The organism is Pseudomonas guariconensis, from assembly GCF_040822035.1.
Taxonomy (GTDB): Bacteria; Pseudomonadota; Gammaproteobacteria; order Pseudomonadales; family Pseudomonadaceae; genus Aquipseudomonas; species Aquipseudomonas guariconensis.
This window is the reverse complement of record NZ_CP162012.1, coordinates 4,592,815-4,605,853: the sequence shown is the minus strand read 5'-3', so window position 1 is coordinate 4,605,853 and position 13,039 is coordinate 4,592,815. Positions and strand designations below refer to the sequence as shown.

The 13,039-nt window shown below is 60.3% G+C and carries 12 protein-coding genes and 2 tRNA genes; 13 read left to right on the top strand and 1 reads right to left on the bottom strand.

The window, feature by feature from the left end; all coding sequences use genetic code 11:
* Position 1: 1 nt before the first annotated feature.
* Positions 2–310, bottom strand: a complete 309-nt coding sequence (gene yhbY, locus AB1N67_RS21345; protein WP_023378620.1) for a ribosome assembly RNA-binding protein YhbY — start codon at positions 308–310, stop codon at positions 2–4.
* Positions 311–412: 102 nt separating this feature from the next.
* On the opposite strand from yhbY, the gene rlmE reads away from it, so the two are divergent.
* The 13 genes from rlmE (at position 413) to truB (ending at position 12,993) form a co-directional block, all read left to right on the top strand.
* Positions 413–1,039 (top strand): 23S rRNA (uridine(2552)-2'-O)-methyltransferase RlmE, encoded by a 627-nt coding sequence (gene rlmE / locus AB1N67_RS21340; RefSeq protein ID WP_043210105.1) that lies wholly within the window; start codon positions 413–415, stop codon positions 1,037–1,039.
* Positions 1,040–1,242: 203 nt separating this feature from the next.
* Entirely contained in the window at positions 1,243–3,150 is a 1,908-nt protein-coding gene (gene ftsH, locus AB1N67_RS21335) for an ATP-dependent zinc metalloprotease FtsH (protein ID WP_043210103.1), read from the top strand.
* An 8-nt stretch (positions 3,151–3,158) separates the two neighbouring features.
* A complete protein-coding gene (gene folP, locus AB1N67_RS21330) occupies positions 3,159–4,010 on the top strand; it encodes a dihydropteroate synthase (protein ID WP_043210099.1) in 852 nt (283 codons plus the stop codon).
* A 16-nt stretch (positions 4,011–4,026) separates the two neighbouring features.
* Positions 4,027–5,367 (top strand): phosphoglucosamine mutase, encoded by a 1,341-nt coding sequence (gene glmM / locus AB1N67_RS21325; RefSeq protein WP_043210097.1) that lies wholly within the window; start codon positions 4,027–4,029, stop codon positions 5,365–5,367.
* A 66-nt stretch (positions 5,368–5,433) separates the two neighbouring features.
* Positions 5,434–6,189, top strand: coding sequence for a triose-phosphate isomerase (gene tpiA, locus AB1N67_RS21320; RefSeq protein WP_090346765.1), 756 nt, complete (start codon positions 5,434–5,436; stop codon positions 6,187–6,189).
* Positions 6,190–6,193: 4 nt separating this feature from the next.
* On the top strand, positions 6,194–6,586 hold the full coding sequence (gene secG, locus AB1N67_RS21315; protein WP_043210094.1) for a preprotein translocase subunit SecG: 393 nt from the start codon (positions 6,194–6,196) through the stop codon (positions 6,584–6,586).
* A gap of 21 nt (positions 6,587–6,607) precedes the next feature.
* Positions 6,608–6,693, top strand: a tRNA-Leu gene (locus AB1N67_RS21310).
* 98 nt (positions 6,694–6,791) lie between these two features.
* Positions 6,792–6,868, top strand: a tRNA-Met gene (locus tag AB1N67_RS21305).
* 129 nt (positions 6,869–6,997) lie between these two features.
* Positions 6,998–7,456: a ribosome maturation factor RimP gene (gene rimP, locus AB1N67_RS21300; RefSeq protein WP_043210161.1), complete on the top strand. Its 459-nt coding sequence runs from the start codon at positions 6,998–7,000 to the stop codon at positions 7,454–7,456.
* Between the two features lie 59 nt (positions 7,457–7,515).
* Positions 7,516–8,997, top strand: coding sequence for a transcription termination factor NusA (nusA, locus tag AB1N67_RS21295; RefSeq protein WP_043210092.1), 1,482 nt, complete (start codon positions 7,516–7,518; stop codon positions 8,995–8,997).
* A 27-nt stretch (positions 8,998–9,024) separates the two neighbouring features.
* On the top strand, positions 9,025–11,559 hold the full coding sequence (infB, locus tag AB1N67_RS21290; protein WP_043210090.1) for a translation initiation factor IF-2: 2,535 nt from the start codon (positions 9,025–9,027) through the stop codon (positions 11,557–11,559).
* A 114-nt stretch (positions 11,560–11,673) separates the two neighbouring features.
* Positions 11,674–12,072, top strand: a complete 399-nt coding sequence (rbfA, locus tag AB1N67_RS21285) for a 30S ribosome-binding factor RbfA (RefSeq protein ID WP_043210088.1) — start codon at positions 11,674–11,676, stop codon at positions 12,070–12,072.
* A gap of 3 nt (positions 12,073–12,075) precedes the next feature.
* A complete protein-coding gene (gene truB / locus AB1N67_RS21280) occupies positions 12,076–12,993 on the top strand; it encodes a tRNA pseudouridine(55) synthase TruB (RefSeq protein ID WP_043210085.1) in 918 nt (305 codons plus the stop codon).
* The last annotated feature ends 46 nt before the right edge of the window (positions 12,994–13,039 follow it).

The window sequence follows — 13,039 nt, the reverse complement described above, 5'->3', positions numbered from 1 at the left end:
GTCACTTGTAACGGTGGATATTGGACAGCTGCTTGTTCGGCTGCGGATTTTTGCGATAGATCAGCGCTTTCTTACCGATGGTCTGTACCAGTTCGGCGCGGCCGGCCTTGCACAGTTCGGCAATGGCGGCAGCGCGCTCTTCGCGATCTTCCGAGCGGATTTCGACCTTGATCAGTTCATGATCGGTCAGTGCGCGTTCCAGTTCGGCGATGACGCCTTCGTTCAAGCCATTGCCCGCGACGATCAAGACCGGCTTCAGGTCGTGACCAATCGATTTGTATTGTTTCTTCTGCTCGTTATTGAGCGGCATAATCTGACCCTTTTCGTCTGATTCTGTAAAATTGGCGGCCATTTTACCCGAGGGCCCGTGGCTCCGCCCAGTCAATCACGACGCTAATCATCGAGGTGCCCCGTGGCGCAACGTTCCAAGAGCAGCCATAACTGGCTGAGAGAGCATTTCAACGATCCTTTCGTCAAGCAGGCGCAGAAGGATGGCTATCGCTCGCGCGCGAGCTACAAGCTGCTGGAGATCCAGGAAAAGGACAAGCTGATCCGCCCCGGCATGAGCGTGATCGATCTCGGTGCCGCGCCGGGTGGCTGGTCGCAGGTGACCAGTCGTCTGATTGGTGGTCAAGGGCGGCTGATCGCCTCCGACATCCTGGAAATGGACTCGATCCCCGACGTTACCTTCATTCAGGGCGACTTTACCCAGGATGAAGTGCTGCAACGGATCCTCGAGGCGGTGGGCGATTCGCATGTGGACCTTGTGATTTCAGACATGGCCCCCAATATGAGTGGTACGCCCGCCGTGGACATGCCGCGTGCCATGTTCCTCTGCGAGCTGGCCCTGGACTTGGCGTGCCGCGTGCTTCGCCCGGGTGGGGATTTCCTGATCAAGATTTTCCAGGGCGAAGGTTTCGACCAGTACCTGAAGGACGTGCGTGGCAAGTTCGACAAGGTGCAGATGCGCAAACCGTCGTCGTCGCGTGATCGCTCCCGTGAGCAGTACCTGTTGGGACGCGGCTTCAAGGGGGCGTGAGAGGCGTTTTGCGGATCGGCCGATAGTTATTTCCAATCGGCGGTTCCGTCAGGATCGTCCGAACTTCGTGTAGTCTAGCTTTCACAAAGGGTTACAGACGGCGCCTGCGGATGCGTAGGTAATGTAGTAAGTTAGGGCGGTGAATATCATGCGAGGCACGGCTGCGTCGTGCGCCGACCTCAGAGGGTAGCTAATTGAACGACATGGCAAAGAATCTGATCCTGTGGTTGATCATTGCGGCTGTCCTTGTGACGGTGATGAACAACTTCTCCAGCCCGAACGAGCCGCAGACCCTCAACTATTCCGACTTCATTCAGCAGGTCAAGGACGGGAAGGTCGAGCGTGTTACCGTCGACGGCTATGTCATCACCGGCAAGCGTACCGATGGCGACAACTTCAAGACCGTTCGTCCGGCCATCACCGACAATGGCCTGATCGGCGACTTGGTCGACAACCATGTCGTGGTTGAAGGCAAACAGCCGGAACAGCAGAGCATCTGGACTCAGTTGCTGGTGGCCAGCTTCCCGATCCTGGTCATCATCGCCGTGTTCATGTTCTTCATGCGCCAGATGCAAGGCGGTGCGGGCGGCAAGGGCGGCCCGATGAGTTTTGGCAAGAGCAAAGCGCGCCTGCTGTCCGAAGACCAGGTCAAGACCACTTTGGCCGACGTCGCGGGTTGCGATGAGGCCAAGGAAGAAGTCGGCGAGCTGGTCGAGTTCCTGCGCGATCCGGGCAAATTCCAACGTCTGGGTGGTCGCATTCCGCGTGGTGTGCTGATGGTCGGCCCGCCCGGTACCGGTAAAACGCTGCTGGCCAAGGCCATCGCGGGCGAGGCCAAGGTGCCGTTCTTCACCATTTCCGGTTCCGACTTCGTCGAGATGTTCGTCGGTGTAGGCGCCAGCCGTGTGCGCGACATGTTCGAGCAGGCGAAAAAGCACGCCCCTTGCATCATCTTCATTGATGAGATCGACGCCGTTGGCCGCCACCGTGGCGCCGGCATGGGCGGCGGTCACGACGAGCGTGAGCAGACCCTCAACCAGTTGCTGGTGGAGATGGACGGCTTTGAAATGAACGATGGCATCATTGTCATCGCTGCCACCAACCGTCCTGACGTGCTCGACCCTGCGCTGCTGCGACCCGGTCGCTTCGACCGTCAGGTGGTGGTCGGCCTGCCGGATATCCGCGGTCGTGAGCAGATCCTCAAGGTGCATATGCGTAAGGTGCCGGTTGGCGAGAACGTCAATGCCGCCGTCATCGCCCGCGGTACGCCAGGTTTCTCCGGTGCCGACTTGGCCAACCTGGTCAACGAGGCTTCTCTGTTCGCCGCGCGCGCCAGCAAGCGTCTGGTTGAGATGAAGGAGTTTGAGCTGGCCAAGGACAAGATCATGATGGGTGCCGAGCGCAAGACCATGGTCATGTCCGAGAAGGAAAAACAGAACACCGCCTACCATGAGGCAGGTCATGCCATTGTCGGTCGTCTCGTTCCCGAGCATGACCCAGTCTACAAGGTCTCGATCATTCCGCGCGGTCGTGCGCTGGGTGTGACCATGTTCCTGCCTGAGGAAGACCGCTACAGCCTTTCCAAGCGGGCGCTCGTCAGTCAGATCTGCTCGCTGTACGGTGGCCGTATCGCTGAAGAAATGACCCTGGGCTTCGATGGCGTCACAACCGGTGCGTCCAACGACATCATGCGCGCCAGCCAGATTGCCCGGAATATGGTTACCAAGTGGGGCTTGTCCGAGAAGCTCGGCCCGCTGATGTATGCCGAAGAAGAGGGCGAGGTGTTCCTCGGTCGCAGTGCGGCGAGCCAGCATGCCAGCGTCTCGGGTGAGACTGCCAAGCTGATCGACTCCGAGGTGCGCAGCATCATTGACCATTGCTACGCCACCGCCAAGCAGATCCTCACCGACAACCGCGACAAGCTCGACGCCATGGCCGAAGCCTTGATGAAGTACGAGACCATCGATGCCGATCAGATCGACGACATCATGGCCGGTCGTACGCCGCGTGAACCGCGCGATTGGGATAATGATGCCGGCACCTCCGGCAACCAGGCCTCCCAAGATGATCGTCCGGAGTCGCCAATCGGCGGTCCAGCGGCTCAACACTAAGGGCATCTATGACCTCACAGCAGTACCCGACCCGGTTGCCTTGCGGCAACCGGGTTCTTGATTTGTCCCGTACCCATGTCATGGGTATCCTCAATATCACCCCTGATTCCTTCTCCGATGGCGGGCGCTTCAATCAGCGCGACGAGGCCTTGCGCCATGCCGAGGCGATGGTGGCTGCCGGCGCGACGCTGATCGACATCGGCGGCGAGTCCACGCGTCCCGGCGCTAGAGCGGTGTCGCCGACCGAAGAGCTGGAGCGAGTGGCGCCCATGGTCGAGGCAATCAACAGCCGGCTCGACGTCATCATCTCGGTCGATACCTCCACGCCTGCAGTCATGCGCGAATCCGCTCGGCTGGGTGCGGGATTGATCAACGACGTACGGGCCTTGGAGCGTGATGGTGCCCTGGATGCTGCCGCCGACACGGGTCTGCCGGTGTGCCTGATGCACATGCGCGGCGAGCCGGGCACCATGCAGGACAATCCGCATTACGACGATGTCTCCGCTGACGTGACGCGCTATCTTGAAGAGCGGATGGCCGCATGCGCCGTCGCAGGGATTGCCGCTGACCGAATCATCCTCGATCCGGGTTTTGGCTTTGCCAAGACGCTCGATCACAACCTCAGCCTCTTCAAACACATGGAAGTGCTCTATCGCCTGGGCCGGCCGTTGCTGGTCGGTGTCTCGCGCAAGAGCATGATCGGCCTCACGCTCGATCGCCCCGTTGGTGAGCGGCTTTACGGCAGCCTGGCGCTGGCCGCATTGGCCATGACCAAGGGAGCCAGCATCCTGCGTGTGCACGATGTGGCCGAGACCGTCGACGTGGTGCGAATGATCACTGCGGTGCAGAACGCCGAATAAGAACATTGGAGTCCCTATGAGCAGAAAATACTTTGGTACCGACGGTATCCGTGGCCGCGTCGGCGAATACCCGATCACCCCTGACTTCATGCTGAAGTTGGGGTGGGCAGCGGGCATGGCGTTCCGCAAGCAGGGCAATTGCCGCGTCCTGGTGGGCAAGGACACCCGGATTTCGGGCTACATGTTCGAGTCCGCGCTCGAAGCGGGCCTCTCTGCCGCCGGTGCCGATGTGATGTTGCTCGGCCCCATGCCGACTCCGGCGATCGCTTACCTGACTCGAACTTTCCATGCAGAGGCCGGCATTGTCATCAGTGCTTCGCACAATCCACACGATGATAACGGCATCAAGTTCTTCTCCGGCCAAGGCACCAAATTGCCCGACGAGGTCGAGCTGATGATCGAGGAATTGCTCGATCAGCCGATGACTGTGGTCGAGTCCAGCAAGCTGGGCAAGGTTTCCCGCATCAACGACGCGGCGGGCCGTTACATCGAGTTCTGCAAGAGCAGCGTGCCCACCAGTACCAACTTCGAGGGGCTCAAGCTGGTGGTCGATTGTGCTCATGGTGCTACCTACAAGGTGGCGCCAAGCGTGTTCCGTGAGCTCGGCGCCGACGTCACCGTACTGCATGCCCAGCCTGACGGGCTGAACATCAACGAAGGCTGCGGCTCGACCCATATCGAGTCGCTGCAGGCCGCCGTATTGGTGGGCCATGCCGACCTTGGGATCGCCTTCGATGGTGATGGCGACCGTGTGCTGATGGTCGACCATACCGGCGCCATCGTTGATGGTGACGAGCTGCTGTTCATCATCGCCCGCGACCTGAAAGATCGAGGCAAGCTGCAGGGCGGTGTGGTCGGCACGCTGATGAGCAACCTGGGCTTGGAGCTGGCGCTCAAGGACCTGGACATTCCGTTTGCCCGGGCCAAGGTGGGTGATCGTTATGTGATGGCCGAGCTGCTCGAGCGCGACTGGCAGCTCGGCGGCGAGAATTCTGGACACGTCGTGTGCTGCAATCACACCACCACCGGAGATGCGATCATTGCCGCGCTGCAGGTGTTGCTGGCGCTCAAGCGCCGGGGCGAGACGCTTGCTCAGGCCCGCCAGGGGCTGCGCAAGTGCCCGCAGGTGCTGATCAATGTGCGCTTTGGCGCGAGCAAGGTGGACCCACTGGAGAACCCTGCCGTGCAAGAGGCCAGCGCCAAGGTCACCGAGGCCATGGCCGGGCGCGGGCGTGTGCTGCTGCGTAAGTCCGGTACCGAGCCTCTGGTGCGAGTGATGGTCGAAGGCGACGACGAAAACCAGGTCCGCGGTCATGCCGAAGCCTTGGCCAAATTGGTCGCTGAAGTTTGTGCCTGAAATAGGCTTGCCAGCGCAGATCCGGTTGGGTAAGATCTGCGCCCACTTTGACCGACGAGGTAAAGCATGCGTCGCCCCATGGTAGCTGGTAACTGGAAGATGCACGGTACCCGCGCCAGCGTCGCTGAGCTGACCGAAGGCTTGAGCAATCTGGCCTTGCCGAGCGGAGTGGAAGTCGCGGTGTTTCCGCCGTCGCTGTTCATCAATCAAGTGATTGATGGGTTGCAGGGCAAGGGAATCACCGTCGGCGCACAGAATTCTGCTGTACAGCCCGAGCAGGGCGCGCTGACTGGCGAGATTGCGCCGAGTCAGCTGGCTGAAGCAGGCTGCAAGCTTGTGCTGGTCGGGCATTCGGAGCGTCGCCAGATCGTTGGCGAAAGCGATGAAGTGCTCAATCGCAAGTTCGCAGCCGCTCAGGCAAGTGGTTTGAAGCCTGTGCTCTGTGTGGGGGAAACCCTTGAGGAGCGCGAGGCAGGCAAGACGCTGGAAGTGGTTGGGCGTCAGCTGAGCAGTATCATCGATGAATTCGGTGTTGCCGCTTTTGCCAACGCTGTAATTGCCTATGAGCCTGTTTGGGCCATCGGTACAGGTCTGACGGCGACGCCTCAGCAAGCTCAGGATGTGCATGCAGCCATTCGAGCCCAGCTGGCGGCGCAGGACGCCGAAGTTGCCGCGAAAGTGCAGCTTCTTTATGGCGGCAGCGTGAAGGCGGCCAATGCGGCCGAACTGTTCGGCATGCCGGATATCGATGGGGGGCTCATTGGTGGAGCGTCCCTGAACGCAGACGAATTCGGTGCAATTTGTCGCGCCGCAGGAAACTGAACAAATGCTGGAAACAGTCGTAGTTGTTTTTCATCTGTTGGCTGCACTGGCTGTGGTAGTGCTGGTTCTGTTGCAACAGGGTAAAGGTGCGGAAGCAGGTGCATCTTTCGGCGCAGGTGCTTCAAATACTGTGTTCGGAAGCCAAGGTTCCGCTACCTTTTTGAGTAAAGTTACTGCTATACTTGCTGCCACTTTCTTTTTGACTGCCCTTGGGTTAGGATACTTCGCTAAAGAGAAAGCTCATCAGCTGACTCAAGCAGGTCTGCCAGATCCAGCGGTTCTGGAAGTCAAAGAGCAGAAGCCGGCAGTAAATGATGATGTACCGGTGCTCCAGGAGAAGAAGAGCGAAGCCACCAACGCTGGTGACGTACCTCCTCCAACCGAAGAGCAGAAGTAACGGGTTTCAAGAAGTAGTATTGCCGAGGTGGTGGAATTGGTAGACACGCAACCTTGAGGTGGTTGTGCCCATAGGGTGTAGGGGTTCGAGTCCCCTTCTCGGTACCAATTGAAGCATGAGAGCCCGCTTTAGCGGGCTTTCTTGCAGGTGGAGGTTAGATTGACCCTGTAGCGGGTTCGGTCTTATACTTTCGCCCCAGCTTTGTCGCGGGGTGGAGCAGCTTGGTAGCTCGTCGGGCTCATAACCCGAAGGTCGTTGGTTCAAATCCAGCCCCCGCAACCAGCTTCAGCGGAGCCCCTTTTCAGGGGCTTTTTGCTAGCTGAACAGTTCTTGCGCCGTTGTCCAACGGCGCTTTCAGGGATGGGCGCTTTGCCCATTTTTTATTTGCACAGCATGCACGAGGGGGTTCAGGTGTCGAGCAAGCTAGAACAGTTGCAGGCCTTGTTGGCCCCGGTGGTCGAGGGTCTGGGCTATCAATGCTGGGGGATCGAATACGTTTCCCAAGGTAAGCATTCGGTCCTGCGCATCTATATCGACAAGGAAGGCGGAATCCTGGTGGACGATTGCGAAGCTGTCAGTCGCCAAGCCAGTGCCATTCTGGATGTGGAAGATCCGATCACCAACGAATATACCCTCGAGGTGTCCTCTCCTGGCATGGACCGCCCGCTGTTCACTCTGGAACAGTTTGCCTCGCATGCCGGCGAACAAGTGAAGATCAAGCTGCGTACGCCCTTCGAAGGTCGTCGTAACTTCCAGGGCCTTCTCCGCGGTGTGGAGGATCAGGATGTGGTGGTCCAGGTGGACAACCATGAGTTCCTGTTGCCGATCGACTCGATCGACAAGGCCAATATTATTCCCAGTTTTGACTGAGACGTGCCGGGCCCGGCGGACTATCCGGGCCCAATGGCTTGCGCAAGGCGAGGCGTACGATGAGCAAAGAAGTACTGCTGGTTGTTGAATCGGTATCCAACGAAAAGGGTGTACCACCCGGCGTCATTTTCGAAGCGCTGGAAGTGGCCCTGGCCACTGCAACCAAAAAACGTTTTGAGGACGAAGTCGACCTGCGTGTGGAGATCAACCGCCACACCGGTAGCTACGAGACCTTCCGTCGCTGGACCGTGGTTGACGAAGCCGATCTGGATGATCCGGCGATCGAAACCTGGTTGAGCAAGATCCACGAGACCCACCCTGATGCCAAGGTCGGAGACGTGATCGAAGAGAAGATCGAGTCGATCGAATTCGGCCGCATCGCCGCCCAGACCGCCAAGCAGGTGATCGTGCAGAAGGTCCGCGAGGCCGAGCGCGCCCAGGTGGTCGATGCCTACCGTGAGCGTGTTGGCGAGATCATCTCCGGCACCGTCAAGAAGGTGACCCGCGACAACGTCATCGTTGACCTTGGCAACAACGCCGAGGCCCTGCTGGCCCGCGAGGACATCATCCCACGCGAAACCTTCCGTGTCGGTGTCCGCCTGCGTGCACTGCTCAAGGAAATCCGCACCGAGAACCGCGGCCCTCAGCTGATCCTGTCGCGCACCGCGCCGCAGATGCTGATCGAGCTGTTCCGCATCGAAGTGCCAGAGATCGCTGAAGGTCTCATCGAAGTCATGGCCGCCTCCCGTGATCCGGGGTCGCGTGCCAAGATCGCCGTCCGCTCCAAGGACAAGCGCATCGACCCGCAAGGTGCCTGCATCGGCATGCGTGGTTCGCGCGTCCAGGCCGTATCCGGCGAGCTGGGTGGTGAGCGCGTGGATATCGTCCTGTGGGATGAGAACCCGGCGCAGTTCGTCATCAACGCCATGTCGCCGGCTGAAGTCGCGGCGATCATCGTTGATGAAGATGCCCATGCAATGGACATCGCAGTCGCCGAAGACAACCTGGCCCAAGCCATTGGCCGTGGTGGTCAAAACGTTCGCCTGGCCAGTCAGTTGACCGGCTGGACCCTGAACGTGATGACCGAGAAGGACATCCAGGCCAAGCAACAAGCAGAAACCGGCGACATCCTGCGCAACTTTATCGAGGAACTGGAAGTCGACGAGGAGCTGGCCCAAGTGCTGGTCGACGAAGGCTTCACCAGCCTCGAAGAAATTGCCTACGTACCGTTGGAAGAAATGCTCAACATCGATGGCTTTGACGAGGAAATCGTCAACGAGCTACGCGCTCGTGCCAAGGACCGTTTGTTGACCAAGGCCATCGCTACCGAAGAAAAACTGGCAGACGCCCATCCGGCCGACGACCTGCTCTCCCTCGAGGGTATGGACAAGGATCTGGCGGCGGAACTGGCGGTGCGCGGCGTGGTTAACCGCGAAGACCTGGCCGAGCAGTCGATTGACGATCTGCTCGACATCGACGGCATCGACGAAGAGCGTGCCGGCAAGTTGATCATGGCCGCCCGAGCCCATTGGTTCGAGTAATTAGGCGCGGCCTGAGGAGAGAAGTGCATGACGCAAGTCACGGTGAAAGAACTGGCCCAAGAGGTCGAGGCACCGGTAGAGCGCCTGCTGCAGCAGATGCGTGAGGCAGGTCTGCCGCACACCGACGCCGGTCAGGTAGTGACCGATAACGAGAAGCAGGTTTTGCTGACTCATCTGAAAAGCAGCCACAAGAGCAAGGCGGAAGAGCCGCGCAAGATCACCTTGCAGCGCAAGACCACCAGCACCCTGCGTGTCGCCGGTAGCAAAAGCATCAGCGTAGAAGTACGCAAGAAGAAAGTATTCGTGCAGCGCAGCCCGGAGGAAATCCAGGCTGAGCAGAAGCGCGAGCTGGAGGAGCGCCGTGCAGCCGAGAATGCCGCACGCGAGAAGGCGGACGCCGAAGCTCGCCAGCGCGCTGAGGAGCAGGCGCGTCGTCAAGCGGCTGAAACCGCTGCCCAAGCGCCTGTCGAGAAAGCTGCGCCTGCAGCGGTAGCGGCCCCGGCTCCGGTTGTTGCCGAGGCACCTGCGTCCGAAGATGCCGCTGCGCGTGCCGCTGAGCGCAAGAAGGACGAGACCCGTCGCAACGAAAGCCGTGTCCGTGACGAAGACCGTCGAGGTGGTGAGCGCCGTGGCGAAGCCCCGCGCGTTTCCATCAAGGTCAAGGTCAAGGAAAAGGAAAAGGCGCCGACCCCTCGCGCGGCCCCACGTACCACCGACGAAGAGAGCGATGGTTTCCGTCGCGGTCGCGGTGGCAAAGGCAAACCGAAGAAGCGCAACCAGCATGGTTTCCAGAACCCGACCGGTCCAGTCATCCGTGACGTGACCATCGGCGAGACGATTACTGTTTCCGAACTTGCACAACAGATGTCGGTCAAGGCCGCCGAAGTCGTCAAGTTCATGTTCAAGCTGGGGACCCCGGTCACCATCAACCAGGTGCTCGACCAGGAAACCGCTCAGTTGGTAGCCGAAGAACTGGGCCACAAGGTGACCCTGATCAGCGACACCGCTCTGGAAGACTCCCTGGCAGAATCGCTGAAGTTCGAAGGCGAGACCGAGCCGCGTGCACCGGTAGTGACCGTAATGGGTCACGTCGACCACGGTAAGACCTCGCTGCTCGACTACATCCGTCGTGCCAAGGTTGCTGCAGGCGAGGCCGGCGGCATTACCCAGCACATCGGTGCCTACCACGTCGAAACCGATCGTGGCATGGTCACCTTCCTCGACACCCCTGGCCACGCCGCGTTCACCGCGATGCGTGCCCGTGGTGCCAAGGCCACCGACATCGTGATCCTGGTAGTGGCGGCGGACGACGGCGTGATGCCGCAGACCCGCGAAGCCGTCCAACACGCCAAGGCTGCCGGAGTTCCGCTGGTGGTTGCGGTTAACAAGATCGACAAGCCGGGTGCCGACATCGATCGCATTCGTAACGAACTGGCTGTTGAAGGCGTGACCTCCGAGGATTGGGGTGGTGACACTCCGTTCGTCAAGGTTTCCGCGAAGATGGGTACCGGTGTCGACGAACTGCTCGAGGCCGTGCTGCTGCAGGCAGAGATCCTCGAGCTGACCGCCACGCCAACCGCACCTGGTCGTGGTGTCGTGGTCGAGTCGCGCCTGGACAAGGGCCGCGGCCCGGTCGCTACCATCCTGGTTCAGGACGGTACGCTGCGTCAGGGTGATATGGTCCTGTGCGGCTCCAACTATGGCCGCGTGCGTGCCATGCTCGACGAGAACGGCAAGCCTGTGAAGGAAGCCGGCCCGTCGATCCCGGTCGAAATTCTCGGTCTGGACGGCACTCCGGAAGCCGGTGACGAGCTGTCCGTGGTCGCCGACGAGAAGAAAGCCCGTGAAGTCGCCCTGTTCCGTCAGGGCAAGTACCGCGAGGTCAAGCTGGCCCGTGCTCACGCCGGCAAGCTGGAAAACATCTTCGAGACCATGGGTCAGGAAGAGAAGAAGACGCTCAACATCGTCCTCAAGACCGACGTGCGTGGTTCTCTGGAAGCGCTGCAGGGCTCGCTGTCGGGCCTGGGCAACGACGAAGTTCAGGTGCGCGTGATTGGTGGCGGTGTCGGTGGTATCACCGAGAGCGATGCCAACTTGGCGCTGGCGTCCAACGCGGTGCTGTTCGGCTTCAACGTTCGTGCCGATGCCGGTGCGCGCAAGATCGTCGAGCAGGAAGGTCTGGATATGCGTTATTACAACGTGATCTACGACATCATCGAAGACGTCAAGAAGGCCCTGACCGGCATGCTCGGCAGCGATGTTCGCGAGAACATCCTGGGTGTCGCCGAAGTACGTGACGTGTTCCGCTCGCCGAAGTTCGGCGCCATCGCTGGCTGTATGGTCATCGAGGGTACCGTGTACCGCAACCGTCCGATCCGCGTACTGCGCGAGGACGTGGTGATCTTCGAAGGCGAACTGGAATCGCTGCGTCGCTTCAAGGACGATGCTGCCGAAGTTCGTTCGGGCATGGAGTGCGGTATTGGCGTCAAGAGCTACAACGACGTCAAGGTCGGCGACAAGATCGAAGTCTTCGAGAAAGTCCAGGTGGCACGTACCCTGTAAGGGCCGTGCCGGGCGCAAGCCCCGCCCTTGGGCGGTTGCGGCGCCTCTGAAGGTAACGCCCGGTCAGGCTCCAGCCTGTCCGGGCGTTTGCCGCTTTAGTTACAGGTAGCAAGAATGGCAAAAGAATATAGCCGTACCCAACGCATCGGCGATCAGATGCAGCGCGAGCTGGCCGAACTGATCCGTCGTGAAGTCAAGGATCCGCGTGTCGGCCTGGTGACCATCACCGCCGTGGATGTCAGCCGTGACCTGGGCCATGCCAAGGTCTTCATCACCGTCATGGGCCAGGATGGCGCCGATGCCGTGCCGCAGACCCTCAAGGCCCTCAACAGTGCAGCGAGTTTCCTGCGCCTGCACCTGGGGCGTGTCATGCAACTGCGCAGCGTACCGCAGCTGCATTTCCACTTCGATGAGAGCGTCAGCCGCGGTGCCCACCTGTCGGCGCTGATCGAGCGTGCAGTGGCGGAAGATCGCCTGCACAAGGATGCCGACAAGCCGGACGCCGAGGAGTAATCGGTGGCTCAGGTCAAACGAATCCGCCGCAACGTAAGCGGCATCATCCTGCTCGACAAGCCGTTGGGGTTCACCTCCAACGCCGCGTTGCAGAAGGTCCGCTGGCTGCTCAATGCCGAGAAGGCTGGCCATACCGGTAGCCTCGACCCGTTGGCCACTGGCGTGCTGCCGTTGTGCTTCGGCGAGGCTACCAAGTTCTCCCAGTACCTGCTCGACTCCGACAAGGGCTACGAGACAGTCATGCAACTTGGGCAGACTACCAGTACCGCCGATGCCGAAGGCGAGGTCTTGCAAACTCGCGATGTGACCGTTGGTCGTGCAGATATCGAAGCTGTTTTGCCACGTTTTCGCGGTGAAATCAGTCAGGTACCGCCGATGTACTCGGCCCTCAAGCGTGACGGCCAGCCGCTGTACAAGCTGGCACGTGCAGGAGAGGTAGTGGAGCGCGAGGCGCGTTCTGTTACTATTAGCCGCTTGGAGTTGATCGAGTGCGAAGGCACTCGGGTTCGCCTGTCGGTCGGTTGCAGCAAAGGCACCTATATCCGCACCCTGGTGGAGGATATCGGTGAGGCGTTGGGCTGTGGTGCCTACGTCGCGCAACTGCGCCGTACCCAGGCCGGCCCCTTCGAGCTGGCACAGACCGTGACCCTCGATGAGCTCGAGCAGGCCCACGCCGAAGGTGGCAACGAAGCGCTTGATCGCTTCCTGATGCCGTCCGACAGCGGATTGCAGGATTGGCCACTGGTGCGTCTCTCCGAGCACAGCGCGTTCTACTGGCTGCATGGCCAGGCGGTTCGTGCGCCGGATGCGCCGCAGTTCGGCATGGTCCGAGTACAGGATCACAATGAACGCTTCATCGGTATCGGTGAGGTGAGCGAAGACGGGCGTATTGCGCCGCGTCGACTGATTCGGTCGGAATGATCGAAACCGTACGTCCAAGCCCTGGCCCAAGCGTACGGAACCGAGG

Excerpts from the sequence above, each read along its gene's own strand:
- ftsH (WP_043210103.1), top strand. The coding sequence starts at position 1,243 with ATGGCAAAGAATCTGATCCTGTGGTTGATCATTGCGGCTGTCCTTGTG.
- secG (WP_043210094.1), top strand. The coding sequence starts at position 6,194 with ATGCTGGAAACAGTCGTAGTTGTTTTTCATCTGTTGGCTGCACTGGCT.
- rbfA (WP_043210088.1), top strand. The coding sequence starts at position 11,674 with ATGGCAAAAGAATATAGCCGTACCCAACGCATCGGCGATCAGATGCAG.
- glmM (WP_043210097.1), top strand. The coding sequence starts at position 4,027 with ATGAGCAGAAAATACTTTGGTACCGACGGTATCCGTGGCCGCGTCGGC.
- infB (WP_043210090.1), top strand. The coding sequence starts at position 9,025 with ATGACGCAAGTCACGGTGAAAGAACTGGCCCAAGAGGTCGAGGCACCG.
- folP (WP_043210099.1), top strand. The coding sequence starts at position 3,159 with ATGACCTCACAGCAGTACCCGACCCGGTTGCCTTGCGGCAACCGGGTT.
- tpiA (WP_090346765.1), top strand. The coding sequence starts at position 5,434 with ATGCGTCGCCCCATGGTAGCTGGTAACTGGAAGATGCACGGTACCCGC.
- yhbY (WP_023378620.1), bottom strand. The coding sequence starts at position 310 with ATGCCGCTCAATAACGAGCAGAAGAAACAATACAAATCGATTGGTCAC.
- nusA (WP_043210092.1), top strand. The coding sequence starts at position 7,516 with ATGAGCAAAGAAGTACTGCTGGTTGTTGAATCGGTATCCAACGAAAAG.